The sequence below is a fragment of the Mesorhizobium sp. M2D.F.Ca.ET.226.01.1.1 genome, assembly GCF_004022705.2.
Classification (GTDB): domain Bacteria; phylum Pseudomonadota; class Alphaproteobacteria; order Rhizobiales; family Rhizobiaceae; genus Mesorhizobium.
In genome coordinates this window covers 78,506-93,049 of sequence record NZ_RZOY02000003.1, presented here as the reverse complement: position 1 = coordinate 93,049, position 14,544 = coordinate 78,506, and the positions used below count along the sequence as shown (strand labels likewise).

Here is a 14,544-nt window from a genome sequence, read left to right as displayed (position 1 = left end):
CTCCACGAGAGAAAAATGTTGGACCGCATCTTCACCTGGTTCGAAAGCCGTTATTCGCCGGTGGCGCTGGCCGACGACCGGCAGCCGCCCATGGGGCTTTGGCGGTTCTACTGGTATTTCATAAGGCAGTTTCGAGCCGCCTACCGGCTGCGCATGATCATCGTTGCCGTGGCCGCGATCGTCGACGCGATGCTGCCGATTTTCGTCGGCCTGATCGTGGGCCTGCTCTCCAGCACCAAGCCCGGCGACTTCTTCGCGGCGCATGGGCCGCTGCTCGCTCTGATGGCCTTGGTCGTGCTGCTGCGTCCGCTGTCGATGGTCGTTGATGCGCTGATCCGCAACCACGCCATCGCGCCCAATCTCATCGACCTCATCCGCTGGCAAAGCCACTGGCATGTCGTGCGCCAGGACTGGTCGTTCTTCCAGAACGACTTTGCCGGCCGCATCGGAACCAAGGTCATGCAGAGCGGCGATTCGGTGGAGATGAGCGTCAACCTCACCGTCGATGCCGTCTGGTATGCGCTGGTCTTCGTCGCCGTCGCCATCGTGGTGCTGGCGCGGCTCGACCCGCTCCTCTTGGCTGTCGTGGCCGTGTGGCTGGTGTTCTATTGCCTGATCTTCTGGTCCGCGATGCCCAGGATCACACAACGCTCGTCCCAATTGTCGGAGCGGTGGTCGCAGGTGAGCGGCCGCATGGTCGACAGCTACAACAATATTTTGACGCTCAAGACATTCTCGACCGGCGAGCATGAAGACAAATATGTCTCGCAGGCGGTGGTCGAGCACGCCGACACATTCTACCAGCTGATGCGTGTTTTCACGCTGATGTGGTCGGCTTTGTTCATCCTCAACGCGGCGCTGCTCATCGCCGTGAGCTGGCTGGCGCTCGCCGGCTGGAATGCCGGCGCCATGACTACGGCGGCCGTGGCGACGGCCATACCGTTCGCGCTGCAGATCGCCAACATCTCCGGCAGGATCCTCGATGTCGGCGCCAACGTCTTCCGGCAGATCGGCGTCGCCAGCAACTCGATGACGACGATCGCGCGGCCGATCGTCATGCAGGACCAGCCGGACGCGCCGGCCCTTGTCGTGACCGCCGGCGGCATCGAGTTCGACCGAGTGAACTTCAACTACTGGCGCAAGGACGGCAAAGGCGGCGTCATCGACAATCTGTCGCTGAAAATCGCGCCAGGCGAGCGGGTCGGCCTGATCGGGCGTTCGGGGGCCGGCAAGTCGACGCTGGTCAATCTGGTGCTGCGGCTGTTCGACGTCCAGGACGGCAAGGTGCTGATCGACGGACAGGATATCCGCAATGTCTCGCAGGAGAGCGTTCGCGCGGCGATCGGCTTCGTCAACCAGGATACGTCGCTCTTGCATCGGTCCGTTCGCGAGAACCTTAAATATGGACGCCAGTCGGCCAGCGACGAGGCGATGGTCAGCGCCGCGAAGGCCGCCCAGATCGACGACGTGATCGCGGGGCTCACCGATCCGCATGGACAGAGAGGCTATGAGGCGCTTGTCGGCGAGCGCGGCGTGAAGCTGTCCGGCGGCCAGCGGCAACGCATCGCCATTGCCCGCGTTATGCTGAAGGACGCGCCGATCCTCATTCTCGACGAGGCGACGTCCGCGCTCGATTCAGAGGTGGAGGCCGCCATCCAGGAGAACCTCTACAAGCTCATGCAGGGCAAGACCGTCATCGCCATCGCGCACCGGCTGTCGACCATCGCGGCGATGGACCGGCTCGTCGTCATGGACAAGGGCCGCATCGTCGAGGACGGGTCGCATGAGGCGCTGATCGCCAGGGGCGGGCTCTACGCCCAGCTCTGGCGGCGCCAGTCGGGTGGGTTCCTGCTCGAGGAAAAGCCGGTCGCCGACGCTCTGCCGACGAAAGGTGAAGCCGCCGAATGATGCAGGCCATCTATCGTTGGTTCGAGCACTGGGTCTACCCGTTCCGCGAGCCCGCCAATCTGCGGCCGCCCGCCAGCGTCGGCGGCTTCCTCTGGCACTATGTCGGACAGGCGAAGCTCGCCTTCTTCGCCATGCTGATCATCGGCGGCATCGCCCCGCTGGTCGAAGCCGGCCTTTTCTATTTCGTCGGAAGGCTGGTCGATATCCTCGATCAGTTGCCAGGCGAGCGCAACTGGCACATGCTTTGGACAACGGCCGGGCCTGAGCTCATGTTCATGGGCGCGGTGGTCCTCGTCATCCGCACCGCCGTCGTCGGCCTTTCGGCGCTGGTCGACGAACAGACGATCACACCGGGTTTCTACAATCTGGTGCGCTGGCAGGCGCACCGGCATGTCTCGCGCCAGTCCTACGCCTTCTTCCAGAACGATTTCGCCGGCCGCATCGCGACAAAAGTCTGGCAGGCGGGGCAGGCGACGGGCGACCTGATGGAGAGCTTCATCGAGGTGGTCTGGTTCATGATCGTCTATACTGTCACCACGCTGGCGCTGGTCGCCAGCCTCGATCTCAGGCTGGCGGCGCTGGTGGTGCTGTGGATCGCCGCCTTCGGCTGGCTGGCTAAGCTCTATTTGCCGGCGATCCGCAGGCATGCCGAGGCGACCGCCGAGGCCGGCTCGATGATCAACGGCCGCATTGTCGATTCCTATTCCAACGTGCAGACGCTGAAGCTGTTCGCCGCCGACGGCGACGACCGCTACATCCGCAACGGCTTCGACATCTATCTCGACGCGCTGCGGCCGTTCACGCGGCGGCTGACCGGCGTGCGCATGTCGCTGACGGCGCTTTCCGGTGCGATGATCACGGTGATCGCCGCCTTCGCCATCTATCTCTGGGTCCAAGGCTCGATCACGGTCGGGGCCGTCGCCTTCACCTTGTCGCTGGTGCTGAGGCTCAACATGCTGTTGGGACGGCTGATGATGCAGCTCAACGGCATCCTGCGAAATCTTGGCGTGCTGGAGAATTCGAAGGCGCTGATCTCGCAGCCGCTCGACCTGACCGATGCGCCGGACGCCAAGGAACTGGTCGTTACCGGCGGCCGCATCGACGTCAGCAACGTCACCTTCCATTACGGCAAGGGCGGGGGCGTGCTCGATGGCATCGACCTCGTCGTGCGCCCCGGCGAGAAGGTAGGTCTGGTCGGGCCGTCCGGCGCGGGCAAGACGACTTTGACCAATCTGATCCTGCGCCTTTACGATCTCGAAGGCGGCCAGATCCTTATCGACGCCCAGGATATCGCCCATGTGACGCAGAACTCGCTGCGCGGCAATATCGGCGTGGTCAGCCAGGATACGGCGCTGTTCCACCGCTCGCTGCGCGACAACATCAAACTCGGCATGCCGGATGCGACCGACGCGAAAGTGATCGCCGCGGCGAAGAAGGCCGAGGCGCATGACTTCATCCTGGGACTGCGCGATACCAGAGGCCGCGCCGGCTACGAGGCCTATGTCGGCGAGCGCGGCGTGAAACTCTCCGGCGGCCAGCGGCAGCGCGTGGCGATCGCACGCGTCTTCCTCAAGGATGCGCCGATCCTCATCCTCGACGAGGCGACCTCAGCGCTCGATTCGGACATCGAGGCGGCGATCCAGGAAAACCTGACCCGGCTGATGGAGAACAAGACCGTGATCGCCATCGCGCACCGGCTCTCCACCATCGCGGCACTCGACCGGCTGGTGGTGCTCGACGGCGGGCGCGTCGTCGAGCAGGGCACGCATGACGAGCTGGTGGCGCTCGACGGGCTCTATGCGCGGCTCTGGAAACGGCAGTCCGGCGGCTTCCTATTCAACGAGGAAAGCGCGCTGGCAGAGACGCGGCCGGCGGAGTAGAACGGCGTCATGTCGGTACGCATGCCTACCAATTTCGGACGCTCAGGCGCGCAGGAAAGCGCGCTCGACCTGCTCGGCCACGAAATCCTTGCCGAGAAGGCGGCTGCGCTCGGCCGCGCCGGGGAGCGCGTCGAACAAACGCTACGCAAATTGCGCGAGGGCGGTGAGGGCCCGCATCGCGCTCGGCTGCTGAAGGAAGCGGCGGCAGCCGTCCACGCCTATTTCATCCAGCGCGAGCTTTGTGGCTTGCGCAGGCACGATGCGGTTATCCGGGAATACGATATCCCGAGAGCCGTGCTGGTCAGGCTCGGGGCGAGCTAGGATCGAAAGGGCTACTCCAGCCACTCGGTGATGAAGTGGCCGTTCTCGTGGATGTCGGTGCTTTCGAGCGGACCGGGGCCGAGATTGGTGAATTTGTGCGGCGTGCCGGGCGGCACGATCAGGATCTGGCCGGCGGTGGCCTCAATTTCCTGGTCGCCGATCGTGAACAGGCCGGTGCCGGAACGGATGACGAAGATCTCCGCATAGGGGTGTTTATGCAGTCGCGGGCCGCCGCCGACCGTCGGCTGATAGTTGAAGATCAGGCAGGAATTGGAGCCGAACCGGCCGCACTCCAGTTCGCCTTTCCAGTGGTCGGCGGCCTCGGCCCAGCTATCGCGTTCAATGAGATGCGCCATGGCGGCAGAATAGACCGGGCCAAGAGCCGATGTCGAGGCGAACGCGGACCCGATTTTGCCCGTGATTCCGCGGTGTTCCGCCCTGCCAAGCGGCCCGGCGAGGACACGCCGGCGGGCACCGCCGCGCATCCCCGCGACAATCTGCCCTTGTGGCCTCACCCCGCTGGACAAAAACGGGCCGCACGCATAAACCGAAAATCCAAATGCCGGAGGAATTCGCTAGCCTGTTCGCCATGCGCTGTCGGGCAGGTGCGATTGAGCGGGGACAAGGCTCGGCCTCCGGTTAGGAAGAGGCGAAAGGATCAGGCACCCGTGAGCGCAACCGACATCCACGATCCCAACCGTCGCGATTTTCTCTATGTAGCCACCGGCATGGCCGCCGTCGTCGGCGCGGGAGCTGTCGCGTGGCCGTTCATCGACCAGATGCGTCCTGACGCCTCGACATTGGCTCTCGCTTCGGTCGAGGTCGACGTCTCCTCGCTGCAGCCCGGTTCTTCGCTGATCGTCAAGTGGCGCGGCAAGCCGGTCGTGGTGCGCAACCGCACCGAAAAGGAAATGAAGGACGGCGAAGCCGTCAACCTAGCCGATCTCAAGGATCCGATCGCGCGCAACGCCAACCTGCCGGCCGATGCGCCGGCGACCGACGCCAACCGCACCACGCCCGGCAAGGAAGCCTGGATGGTGATGGTGCAGGTCTGCACCCATCTCGGCTGCATTCCGCTCGGCCAGGAAGGCGATTTCGGTGGCTGGTTCTGCCCGTGCCATGGCTCGCAATACGACACTGCCGGCCGCATCCGCAAAGGTCCGGCGCCGGAGAATATGGCGATCCCGGTATTCAAGTTCATTTCCGATACCAAGATCCTTATCGGTTGAGGCAGGGGATATTTCGATGAGCGAGGGACACTCGACCTATACGCCCAAGACCGGTATCGAGCGCTGGTTCGACGCCCGCATGCCGCTGCCGCGGCTGATCTATGACAGCTTCGTCGCCTATCCGGTGCCGCGCAACCTCAACTACATGTGGACGTTCGGCGGCATCCTGTCGATCATGCTGGTCTCGCAGATCCTGACCGGCATCGTGCTGGCGATGCACTATACGTCCGACACCAATCTCGCCTTCGATTCGGTTGAGAAGATCATGCGCGACGTCAACTCCGGCTGGCTGCTGCGCTACCTGCACGCCAACGGCGCCTCGTTCTTCTTCATCGCCGTCTACATCCACATCTTCCGCGGCCTGTTCTACGGCTCCTACAAGGCGCCGCGCGAGTTGCTGTGGATCCTCGGATGCATCATCTATCTCCTGATGATGGCCACCGGCTTCATGGGTTATGTGCTGCCCTGGGGTCAGATGAGCTTCTGGGGCGCCACCGTCATCACCGGCTTCTTCAGCGCCATCCCGCTGGTCGGCAACTGGATCCAGCAGCTGCTGCTCGGCGGCTTCGCCGTCGACGATCCGACGCTGAACCGCTTCTTCGCGCTGCATTACCTGTTGCCGTTCATGATCGCCGGCGTCGTCGTGCTGCACATCTGGGCGCTGCATGTCGTGGGCCAGTCGAACCCGACCGGCATCGAGGTCAAGTCGAAGACCGACACCGTCGCTTTCACGCCCTATGCGACCATCAAGGACGCGTTCGGCATGATCGTGTTCCTGTTCGTCTTCGCCTATTTCGTCTTCTACCTGCCGAACTATCTCGGCCATGCCGACAACTATATCGTCGCCAACCCGCTGAAGACGCCGGCCCACATCGTTCCGGAATGGTACTTCCTGCCGTTCTACGCGATCCTGCGCGCCATCACCTTCAACATCGGCCCGATCAATTCCAAACTCGGCGGCGTGCTGTGCATGTTCGGCGCCATCGCCATGCTGTTCCTGGTGCCGTGGCTCGACACCTCGAAGGTGCGCTCGGCGGTCTACCGCCCATGGTACAAGCTGTTCTTCTGGCTGTTCGTGGCCGACGCCATTCTGCTTGGCTGGCTGGGCTCGCAGCCGGCGGAAGGTGCTTACGTGTTCATGGCGCAGATGGCGACGCTGTTCTACTTCGCCTTCTTCCTGATCGTCATGCCGGTCCTCGGCCTGATCGAGACGCCGCGCAGGCTGCCAAATTCGATCACCGAGGCGGTGCTGGAGAAGAACAAGGGCGGCAGCGGACATCCGGCCGGCGCCACGGCAGCACCACAGACCAAGGGCTGAGCGGTAGAGAATCTAAGGGGATTTGGCATGAAGAAGATTCTCACCTCGCTGGCGCTGATCGGTCTTGTGGCCACCGGCACCGCGGCGATAGCCGCCGAAGAAGCGCACAATGCAGCCGCGCCGACGCATTTCCCGATCAACGAGCCGAAGGAAATGAGCTGGAGCTTCACCGGCCCGTTCGGCACCTATGACAAGGGTCAGCTGCAGCGCGGCCTGAAGGTCTACAAGGAAGTCTGCTCAGCCTGCCATTCGATGAACCTTGTGGCTTTCCGCACACTGTCGGATCTCGGCTATTCGGAGGCCCAGATCAAGTCGCTGGCGGCGAGCTACACGATCCATGACGGCCCCAACGATGCTGGCGACATGTTCGATCGTCCCGGCAAGCCGTCGGACCATTTCCCCGCGCCGTTCGCGAACGAACAGGCGGCAGCTGCCGCCAATGGCGGCGCCGCTCCGCCGGACATGTCGCTGCTTGCCAAGGCGCGCGGCGTCGAGCGCGGCTTCCCGCAGTTCGTCATCGACATCTTCACCCAGTATGACGCGGGCGGCCCTGACTACATCCATTCGCTGCTGACCGGCTACGACCAGACGCCGCCCGCCGGCATGGTCATCCCGGAAGGCACGCACTACAACCCGTACTTCATGTCGGGCGTGTCGCTGAAGATGCCGAAGCCGCTCTCCGACGGGCAGGTGACCTATGACGACGGTTCGCCGCAGACGGTCGACCAGTATGCCCGCGACGTGGCGAGCTTCCTGGCATGGGCTGCCGAACCGCATATGGAAGACCGCAAGAAGACTGGCTTCCGCGTGCTGTTCTTCCTGCTTGTGTTCGGCGCGCTGGTTTACATGACCAAGCGCAGGGTGTGGGCCGACGTGGCGCACTGAGGCCCTCCATCGACCGCAAGAAATCCCAAGGGCGCCGCAAGGCGCCCTTTTTGCATTCCAGCGCGCGCGATCCGGGAACCATGTCACATGGCCGTCATCGCGCGCGGCGATCCTGCGTTGCCCTCATCAAAGGATCGCACCCATGAAAAGATACGTATCGCTCGCGGCCGGATTCCTGCTGCTCATCACCGGATACGCCGCCCATGCCGACGAGGCTCAGCCTTTTGTCACCAACAAGGATATCGACCTGACGATGATCCTGCCGCCGCCACCGGCGAACGACTCAGCCCAGACGAAGGCGGAGCTTGGCGAAGTGCTGACGCTGCAGGTAACGCGTACCCCCGAGATGGAAAAGCGCGCAATCGCCGATGCCGAGGAAGATGTCTGGCGCTTCGCAGATGTCATGGGGCCGAAGTTCAACAAGGAAACGCTGCCGAAGTTCAGCGCCTTCTTCGATCGCGTGGTGGCCACGGAAGGCGCCGTCGTCGACCCGGCCAAGGATGTCTGGAAGCGCCCACGGCCGCACCAGCTCAGCGATCTGGTCAAGCCGGTTGTGAAGCTGTCGAAATCAGGTTCCTGGCCGTCGGGCCATGCGACGGTCGGCACCATGATGGGCATCATCCTCGCCGACATGGTTCCGGAAAAGCGCGCCGAGATCATGGCGCGCGCCGCCGAATATGCCCATAACCGCGTGGTGGGAGGCATCCACTATCCGTCCGACATCGAGATGGGCAAGATTTCCGGCAGCGTGATCGCCGCGGTCCTGCTCAACCGTCCCGATTTCAAGGCCGAGTTCGAAGTGGCGCGATCGGAACTGCGCTCGGACCTCGGCATGTAGTTGCGGGTATCGGCTTGCTTTTTGAAGGGCGCCTTCGTGGGCGCCCTTTGCTTATGGTCAAGGCTGTTCAGCGCCGATCCTTTGCCGGATGTGCTTGTCTCTGGCGCGACATCGCGGTAGCCCTTGTCGGTCGCGTCGGGCAGCAATGGCCGACGCCGCCAAATCCGACAGCCGGACACGCGGAAAGCCTCGATGAAATCCTCGCTCGAAGACACGCTGCTTGCGGCCATCCGCACCATTCCGGATTACCCCAAGCCCGGCATCCTGTTTCGCGACATCACCACGCTGCTCGGCGACGCGCGCGCCTTCCGCCGCGCCATCGACGAGCTGGTGCATCCCTATGCCGGGCTGAAGATCGACAAGATCGCCGGCATCGAGGCGCGCGGATTCATCCTGGGTGGCGCCGTGGCGCACCAGCTTTCGGCTGGCTTCGTGCCGATCCGAAAGAAAGGCAAGCTGCCCTATGAGACCGTGCGGGTGGCCTACAGCCTCGAATATGGGCTGGACGAGATGGAGATGCACAAGGACGGCGTCGCGCCGGGCGAGAAGGTGATCGTGGTCGACGACCTGATCGCCACCGGCGGCACGGCGGAAGCGGCGGTGAAGCTGCTCAGGCAGATCGGCGCCGACATCGTCGCCGCCTGCTTCGTCATCGACCTGCCGGACCTCGGCGGCCGCAAGAAGCTCGAAGCGCTCGGCGTGCCGGTCAGGACGCTGATCGGGTATGAGGGGCATTGAGCGGGGCTTCCCCTTCTCCCCTTGTGGGAGAAGGTGTCGCCGAAGGCGACGGATGAGGGGTGCTCCAGGGAACGCCAGCGTCTCACTCCGCTGGAACACCCCTCATCCGTCTCGCCGCTTCGCGGCGATCCACCTTCTCCCACAAGGGGAGAAGGGGAAGGACGCTACCCCACCTTCACCAGCACGGCGCTGTCGAATTCGATGACCTTGTCGCCGGTGGAGTCAAAACCTTCGGAGCGCAGCGTGAGCAGGTTCCAGCCGGGGCGTCCGGTAAGCGGCCGGTGCGCCTGCGCGGTGCGCGTGAAGGTCACCGTCTCGCCGGCGTAGACCGGCTTCAGCCATTTCAGGTTGCGGAAGCCAGGCGAGGGGCCGAATTCGGGCTGCGGGCCGGGGCCTGTCCAGCGCACGCCCTCGGTTTCCATGCGCTTTTCGAGATTGTATTTCATCCAGGTGGCGGCGGTGTGCCAGCCCGAGGCGCAGAGCCCACCGAGCACGCTCTTCTTCGCCGCCTCTTCGTCGACATGGAAGACCTGCGGATCGTACTTTCGGGCGAAGGCCTTGATCTCTTCCGGCTCGAACTTGTGCGAGCCGAGCGTGACGGTTTCGCCGATCAGGAAGTATTCGTCGAGCGTCATGCCACGGCCTCGCGAGTGAGGAACATGCCGGTGTTCTCGAGCTCGAAGACAGATTCGCCGCGCTGATTGAAAAGCTCGCTGCGCATCGTAACGAGGCCAAGCTGCGGTCTCGATTTCGACTGACGCTTGGCCAGGATGGTGAGCTTGCCGGTGAGACGGTCGCCGGCCAGAACCGGCTTCTTCCATTTCACATGCTCGATGCCTGGCGAGCCCTGCGAGGTCGAGTCCAGCAGGAAGGCGTCGCACAGCATGCGCATGAACATCGCGCAGGTGTGCCAGCCCGAAGCCGAAAGCCCGCCTAGGATGCTCGCCTTGCCGGCTTCCTCGTCGAGATGCATCGGCTGCGGGTCGAACTCCTCGGCGAATTCGATGATTTCGGCAGCACTGACGTCCTTGCTGCCGAGGTCGAGCGAGGCGCCCTCGACGAAATCCTCATAGGCCCAGGTTTTTCCGGTCATGTCGGTAATCCGGTTAATCCTTAGATCGTGGTGGCGTTTCGTCGAATCGCCGCCACGATCTAACTTGTTTGTTGGCGCATGATCTTCTCCGAAAACCGGTTCCCACTTTTCGGGATCGTGCTGCAAGATCGGGCAACCCGGATGCAGGCCGGCAGCGAATTGGTCAAGTCCTTTCTGGTAAGCCAGCTGTCGCTCAATCCGGTAGCGCCGCAAACTGCACCGTATTTTTTGTTTTCCGCAATTCCGGACGGAAAACCGCTGCGCACTTTTCCTGGAATTGCTTAAAGCCAACCGCGTCGGCGGAAATACCAGAAAGGCAGGATGGCCGAGACCACCATCAGGGCGATGGCGAAGGGATAGCCGAACTCCCATTTCAGCTCGGGGATGATGTCGAAATTCATGCCGTAGATCGAGGCGACCAGCGTCGGCGGCAGGAAGATGACGGCGGCGACCGAGAAGATCTTGATGATGGCGTTCTGCTCGATCGAGATCATGCCGAGCGTGGCATCGAGCAGGAAGGAGATTTTCTGCGACAGGAAGGTGGCGTGGTCGGCAAGCGACAGCACATCGCGCGACAAGGTCTTGATGCGGGCGCGCACATCCTTGCTCATCTTGGTCTGGGCCGCGACATGGGCGAGAAAGCCGGCGAGACGCTGCAACGAGATCAGGCTGTCGCGGACCGAGGAAGCGATATCCTCCTTGCGGCCGATGCCTTTCAGAAGTTCCTGGAAATCGCGGTTGCGTTTCGAGGCCTTGGTCGAACGCGCCTCGAAGATGTCGCGCGAGATCGCCTCAACATCGCGGCCGGCGCGCTCGAGGATGTCGGCGAGCCGGTCGACGATCGCTTCGAGAAGACCGATCAAGATGGTGTCGCCGCTGGTGCAGCCCGTCGCCACCTTTTCGGCGCGCAGCGGGAAGGTCTTGAAGGCCTTGGGTTCGTGGTAACGGATGGTGATCAGACGGTTGCCGGCAAGCGCGAAGGTCACCGGCGACATTAGCGGGTCGTCGGCTTCGGTCTGCGCCGGCAGCACGGCGGTCATGAAGTAGCCGCCGTCCTCGATGTAGAGGCGGCTCGAAATCTCGATCTCCTCCATCTCCTCGCGGGTCGGGATCGCTATGCCCAGCCAGCTCTCGATGCGCGCCTCTTCCTCCTTGGTCGGGTTGAAGAGGTCGGCCCAGACGACCCTGTCGCCATCCGCCGCGAGATCGTCGGTGAGGCGCAGGCGATCATTGTCCACGACGAAGGTTTTTATCATCGCCGGCTCTCCCTTGGTGGACAGGGTCTCGTTCGATTGTGCCGTTGCGGGTGCCGTAGGGTAGTGCCTTCGGCGAGCATCAGCCGATTAACCCTGCGATATCACAAGGTCAAGCCAGGCAGCGGAGCCAGCCGGAAGGCACCTTACAGGTCGACGGCGGCGCCGTCAGGTGTTGAACTTGAACAGCATGATGTCGCCGTCCTGGACGACATATTCCTTGCCTTCGTCGCGCGCCTTGCCGGCTTCCTTAGCCGCCACTTCGCCGCCCAGCGTGACGAAGTCGTTGTAGGAGATGGTCTGGGCGCGGATGAAGCCGCGTTCGAAGTCGGTATGGATGACGCCGGCCGCCTGCGGCGCCTTATCGCCCTTGTGGATCGTCCAGGCGCGCGTTTCCTTCGGCCCGACCGTGAAATAGGTGATCAGATGCAAGAGTTCGTAGCCGGCTCGGATCACCTTGTTGAGGCCCGGCTCTTCGAGGCCGATCGAAGCCAGGAACTCCATTTCCTCCTCGTCGGACAGTTGAGCGACTTCCGCCTCGATCGCCGCCGAAATGACCACCGTGCCGGCGCCCTGCGCGGCCGCCATCTTCTCCACCGCCCTGGTGTGCTCGTTGCCGGTGGCGGCGTCCGCCTCGGCGACGTTGCAGACATAGAGAACGGGATGCGAGGTGAGCAGGTTCAGCCCCTGCAGGATACGGAGATCCTCAGGCGAAATCCCGTTGAGCAGGACGCGTGTCGGCTTGCCGGCCTGCAAAAGCTCGAGCGCGGCCTCCATCATCGGCAGGACGGCCATGGCGTCCTTGTCCTTGCCGGCGGCGCGCTTGCGGATCTGCGTGATGCGGCGCTCGAGGCTTTCGAGGTCGGCAAGCATCAGCTCGGTCTCGACCGTCTCGGCGTCGGCGACGGGATCGATACGGCCCTCGACATGAGTGATGTCGTCATCCTCGAAGCAGCGCAGCACATGCACGATGGCGTCGACCTCGCGGATGTTGGCGAGGAACTGGTTGCCGAGGCCTTCGCCCTTGGAGGCGCCACGCACCAGGCCGGCGATGTCGACGAAGGAGATGCGGGTCGGGATGATCTCCTTCGACTTGCCGATCGCCGCGATCTTCTGCAGGCGCGGATCCGGCACCGCCACCTCGCCGGTGTTAGGCTCGATGGTGCAGAAGGGATAGTTGGCGGCCTGCGCGGCGGCCGTCCTGGTCAGCGCGTTGAACAGCGTCGACTTGCCGACGTTGGGCAAGCCAACGATGCCACATTTGAAACCCATGTTCGTCCAATCCTGTCGGAATTCGATTTTGGTGAGGGCTATGGGCGATAGGGGTGACGAACGTCAAGCCCCGCGCGAGGTTGGTTCGGCGCTCACTCCTTGCCGAACAGCTTCTTCAGCATCGCGGCCATCGGGCCGCTTTCGGGAATTTTTGCCGCTGGCTGCTGCGGGCGCGCCTGGCGGATATGGCTTTGCTTCGGCGGCTTGGGCGGCGGGCGGTCGTCATCGCCGGTCGGCACAAGCTTGTCGCGCAGGGTGAGCGTGACGTGGTTCATGAACGAGCTGTCGTCGCCCTTGGCGAGCAGCGCGGCGTCGTCGGCGATTGCGTCCAGCAGGACATCCAGCCATTCGCGGTCGGCCTTGGCGAAGTCGCCGAGCACATGGCCGTGCACCATCTCCTTGACGCCGGGATGGCCGATGCCGATGCGCACCCGGCGATAGGCGTTGCCGACATGCTGGTCGAGCGAGCGGATGCCGTTATGGCCGCCGGAGCCGCCGCCCACCTTGACCCTGAGCTTACCCGCGGCAAGGTCGATCTCGTCATAGAAAACGGTGAGCGCGGCCGGTTCGAGCTTGTAGAAGCGCAGCGCCTCGCCGACCGACTGACCGGACAGGTTCATGAAGGTCTGCGGCTTGATCAGCAGGATTTTTTCGCCGCCAAGCGTGCCTTCTGAAATCAGGCCCTGGAATTTTCGCGACCAGGGCGAAAAGGAATGGCGGCGGGCAATTGCGTCCGCCGCCATGAAGCCGACATTGTGCCGGTTGTTCTCGTATTTCGCGCCCGGATTGCCGAGGCCTGCAAAGACAAGCATCGCCGCCTCCGGACGCTAGAAAAAATTACTTCTCTTCGGCCGCCGGGGCCGCAGGTTCGGCCGCAGCCACCTCGGTGGTCGCTTCCGGCTCCGGCTTCATCGCCGACGAGCCGGCAATGGTCGCGATGGTGAAGTCGCGATCGGAGATGACCGGCTTGACGCCGGCCGGCAGCTTGACCGCCGAGATGTGGATCGAGTCGCCGATGTCGGTGCCGGCGAGATCGACGGTGATAAATTCCGGGATCGCGTTGGCCGGGCAGTGGAACTCGACTTCGTGGCGAACGATGTTGAGCACGCCGCCGCGCTTGATGCCGGGCGACTTGTCTTCATTGATGAAGTGGACGGGCACGTCGACATTGACCTCGGTGTCCTTGCCGATGCGCAGGAAGTCGACATGGACAGGGAAATCCTTGACCGGGTCGAGCTGGAAATCCTTCGGCAGGACCTGGATCTTCTTGCCGTCGACATCGATCGTGGCGACCGTGGTGAGGAACCCGCCGCCATGGATCTTGTAGAAGAGGTCCTTGTAGTTCAGCGCAATCGCCAGGGGAGGCTGCTTGTCGCCGTAGATAACTGCAGGCACTTTACCGTCGCGGCGAACTGCACGGGCGGACCCCTTACCGACCTGTTCGCGCGCTTCGGCCTTGAGCTCGTAAGTATCGTGGCTCATGGCATTTCCTTTCGCGTGTTATGGAGCGCTTGCGGCAGGCACGAGGCCAACCGTAAACGTCGAAAGCCGTCGCGGCCTTGCACGATCTGTCCGATGCGATTGGTGATCCAAATGCGTCTGGGGATCATGCGAGGCCTAGCCGGCCTTCCTCCGCGTTGCCTCCAAGGGTGTCTACGCGGGTGGCGGCTCTATAGCGGAAGGCGGACGACGGCGCAAGCGGTTGGGCCGGAAGGCTTGCAGGTGGTTTCCACCGCCGAAAGCATAATGCGAAGATCCCATTCGTGACAAATGTAGGATCGGGCGGCTTTCGGTCGTCCTGCGGCATAC

Annotated in this window: 16 protein-coding genes; 9 read left to right on the top strand and 7 right to left on the bottom strand. The window is 63.3% G+C overall.

Annotated features, from left to right (window positions below; translation table 11 throughout):
* Window positions 1-15: 15 nt before the first annotated feature.
* Genes EN869_RS07880 through EN869_RS07870 form a run of 3 tightly spaced genes read left to right on the top strand, consistent with a single transcriptional unit; the run spans window position 16 to window position 4,109 of the window.
* Window positions 16-1,908 (top strand): ABC transporter ATP-binding protein, encoded by a 1,893-nt coding sequence (locus EN869_RS07880; RefSeq protein ID WP_127225896.1) that lies wholly within the window; start codon window positions 16-18, stop codon window positions 1,906-1,908.
* Window positions 1,905-3,788, top strand: coding sequence for an ABC transporter ATP-binding protein (locus EN869_RS07875; RefSeq protein ID WP_127225897.1), 1,884 nt, complete (start codon window positions 1,905-1,907; stop codon window positions 3,786-3,788). Before EN869_RS07880 ends, EN869_RS07875 begins: the two co-directional genes overlap by 4 nt.
* A gap of 9 nt (window positions 3,789-3,797) precedes the next feature.
* Window positions 3,798-4,109 (top strand): DUF6665 family protein, encoded by a 312-nt coding sequence (locus EN869_RS07870; RefSeq protein ID WP_127225898.1) that lies wholly within the window; start codon window positions 3,798-3,800, stop codon window positions 4,107-4,109.
* Window positions 4,110-4,120: 11 nt separating this feature from the next.
* Here the strand turns inward: EN869_RS07870 and EN869_RS07865 are convergent, their stop codons facing one another.
* A complete protein-coding gene (locus EN869_RS07865) occupies window positions 4,121-4,465 on the bottom strand; it encodes a cupin domain-containing protein (RefSeq protein ID WP_127225899.1) in 345 nt (114 codons plus the stop codon).
* A 312-nt stretch (window positions 4,466-4,777) separates the two neighbouring features.
* On the opposite strand from EN869_RS07865, the gene petA reads away from it, so the two are divergent.
* The 5 genes from petA (at window position 4,778) to EN869_RS07840 (ending at window position 9,117) form a co-directional block, all read left to right on the top strand.
* Window positions 4,778-5,338 carry a ubiquinol-cytochrome c reductase iron-sulfur subunit gene (gene petA / locus EN869_RS07860; RefSeq protein WP_112126775.1) on the top strand — a complete coding sequence of 187 codons (561 nt, stop codon included), beginning with the start codon at window positions 4,778-4,780 and terminating at the stop codon, window positions 5,336-5,338.
* Window positions 5,339-5,354: 16 nt separating this feature from the next.
* Entirely contained in the window at window positions 5,355-6,656 is a 1,302-nt protein-coding gene (locus EN869_RS07855) for a cytochrome b N-terminal domain-containing protein (RefSeq protein ID WP_127225900.1), read from the top strand.
* Between the two features lie 27 nt (window positions 6,657-6,683).
* A complete protein-coding gene (locus EN869_RS07850) occupies window positions 6,684-7,541 on the top strand; it encodes a cytochrome c1 (RefSeq protein WP_127225901.1) in 858 nt (285 codons plus the stop codon).
* Between the two features lie 142 nt (window positions 7,542-7,683).
* The gene (locus tag EN869_RS07845; protein WP_127225902.1) at window positions 7,684-8,379 is read left to right on the top strand and encodes a phosphatase PAP2 family protein; all 696 of its coding nucleotides are present in this window, start codon (window positions 7,684-7,686) and stop codon (window positions 8,377-8,379) included.
* Between the two features lie 192 nt (window positions 8,380-8,571).
* Window positions 8,572-9,117: an adenine phosphoribosyltransferase gene (locus tag EN869_RS07840; protein ID WP_127225903.1), complete on the top strand. Its 546-nt coding sequence runs from the start codon at window positions 8,572-8,574 to the stop codon at window positions 9,115-9,117.
* A 164-nt stretch (window positions 9,118-9,281) separates the two neighbouring features.
* On the opposite strand, the gene EN869_RS07835 is transcribed toward EN869_RS07840, so the two are convergent.
* Window positions 9,282-9,752, bottom strand: a complete 471-nt coding sequence (locus tag EN869_RS07835) for a MaoC family dehydratase (protein ID WP_127225904.1) — start codon at window positions 9,750-9,752, stop codon at window positions 9,282-9,284.
* The gene (locus tag EN869_RS07830) at window positions 9,749-10,210 is read right to left on the bottom strand and encodes a MaoC family dehydratase (RefSeq protein ID WP_127225905.1); all 462 of its coding nucleotides are present in this window, start codon (window positions 10,208-10,210) and stop codon (window positions 9,749-9,751) included. Before EN869_RS07830 ends, EN869_RS07835 begins: the two co-directional genes overlap by 4 nt.
* Window positions 10,211-10,288: 78 nt before the next feature.
* Here EN869_RS07830 and EN869_RS07825 point away from each other — a divergent pair, with 78 nt between their 5' ends.
* Window positions 10,289-10,495, top strand: coding sequence for a hypothetical protein (locus tag EN869_RS07825; RefSeq protein WP_127225906.1), 207 nt, complete (start codon window positions 10,289-10,291; stop codon window positions 10,493-10,495).
* Here EN869_RS07825 and corA read toward each other — a convergent pair.
* The 4 genes from corA to EN869_RS07805 all read right to left on the bottom strand — a co-directional run bounded on the left by corA (window position 10,492) and on the right by EN869_RS07805 (window position 14,217).
* Window positions 10,492-11,466, bottom strand: coding sequence for a magnesium/cobalt transporter CorA (corA, locus tag EN869_RS07820; RefSeq protein WP_127225907.1), 975 nt, complete (start codon window positions 11,464-11,466; stop codon window positions 10,492-10,494). The two genes, EN869_RS07825 and corA, sit on opposite strands and share 4 nt — an antisense overlap.
* A gap of 165 nt (window positions 11,467-11,631) precedes the next feature.
* Entirely contained in the window at window positions 11,632-12,735 is a 1,104-nt protein-coding gene (gene ychF, locus EN869_RS07815) for a redox-regulated ATPase YchF (protein ID WP_127225908.1), read from the bottom strand.
* A gap of 92 nt (window positions 12,736-12,827) precedes the next feature.
* A complete protein-coding gene (pth, locus tag EN869_RS07810) occupies window positions 12,828-13,547 on the bottom strand; it encodes an aminoacyl-tRNA hydrolase (protein WP_127225909.1) in 720 nt (239 codons plus the stop codon).
* A 25-nt stretch (window positions 13,548-13,572) separates the two neighbouring features.
* Complete coding sequence (locus EN869_RS07805; RefSeq protein ID WP_127225910.1) at window positions 13,573-14,217, bottom strand: 50S ribosomal protein L25/general stress protein Ctc; 645 nt, start codon at window positions 14,215-14,217, stop codon at window positions 13,573-13,575.
* Window positions 14,218-14,544: the final 327 nt, after the last annotated feature.

Excerpts from the sequence above, each read along its gene's own strand:
- EN869_RS07875 (WP_127225897.1), top strand. The coding sequence starts at position 1,905 with ATGATGCAGGCCATCTATCGTTGGTTCGAGCACTGGGTCTACCCGTTC.
- corA (WP_127225907.1), bottom strand. The coding sequence starts at position 11,466 with ATGATAAAAACCTTCGTCGTGGACAATGATCGCCTGCGCCTCACCGAC.
- EN869_RS07825 (WP_127225906.1), top strand. The coding sequence starts at position 10,289 with ATGATCTTCTCCGAAAACCGGTTCCCACTTTTCGGGATCGTGCTGCAA.
- EN869_RS07855 (WP_127225900.1), top strand. The coding sequence starts at position 5,355 with ATGAGCGAGGGACACTCGACCTATACGCCCAAGACCGGTATCGAGCGC.
- pth (WP_127225909.1), bottom strand. The coding sequence starts at position 13,547 with ATGCTTGTCTTTGCAGGCCTCGGCAATCCGGGCGCGAAATACGAGAAC.
- EN869_RS07835 (WP_127225904.1), bottom strand. The coding sequence starts at position 9,752 with ATGACGCTCGACGAATACTTCCTGATCGGCGAAACCGTCACGCTCGGC.
- EN869_RS07850 (WP_127225901.1), top strand. The coding sequence starts at position 6,684 with ATGAAGAAGATTCTCACCTCGCTGGCGCTGATCGGTCTTGTGGCCACC.
- EN869_RS07840 (WP_127225903.1), top strand. The coding sequence starts at position 8,572 with ATGAAATCCTCGCTCGAAGACACGCTGCTTGCGGCCATCCGCACCATT.
- EN869_RS07805 (WP_127225910.1), bottom strand. The coding sequence starts at position 14,217 with ATGAGCCACGATACTTACGAGCTCAAGGCCGAAGCGCGCGAACAGGTC.
- EN869_RS07865 (WP_127225899.1), bottom strand. The coding sequence starts at position 4,465 with ATGGCGCATCTCATTGAACGCGATAGCTGGGCCGAGGCCGCCGACCAC.
- EN869_RS07880 (WP_127225896.1), top strand. The coding sequence starts at position 16 with ATGTTGGACCGCATCTTCACCTGGTTCGAAAGCCGTTATTCGCCGGTG.
- EN869_RS07830 (WP_127225905.1), bottom strand. The coding sequence starts at position 10,210 with ATGACCGGAAAAACCTGGGCCTATGAGGATTTCGTCGAGGGCGCCTCG.
- EN869_RS07845 (WP_127225902.1), top strand. The coding sequence starts at position 7,684 with ATGAAAAGATACGTATCGCTCGCGGCCGGATTCCTGCTGCTCATCACC.
- EN869_RS07870 (WP_127225898.1), top strand. The coding sequence starts at position 3,798 with ATGTCGGTACGCATGCCTACCAATTTCGGACGCTCAGGCGCGCAGGAA.
- ychF (WP_127225908.1), bottom strand. The coding sequence starts at position 12,735 with ATGGGTTTCAAATGTGGCATCGTTGGCTTGCCCAACGTCGGCAAGTCG.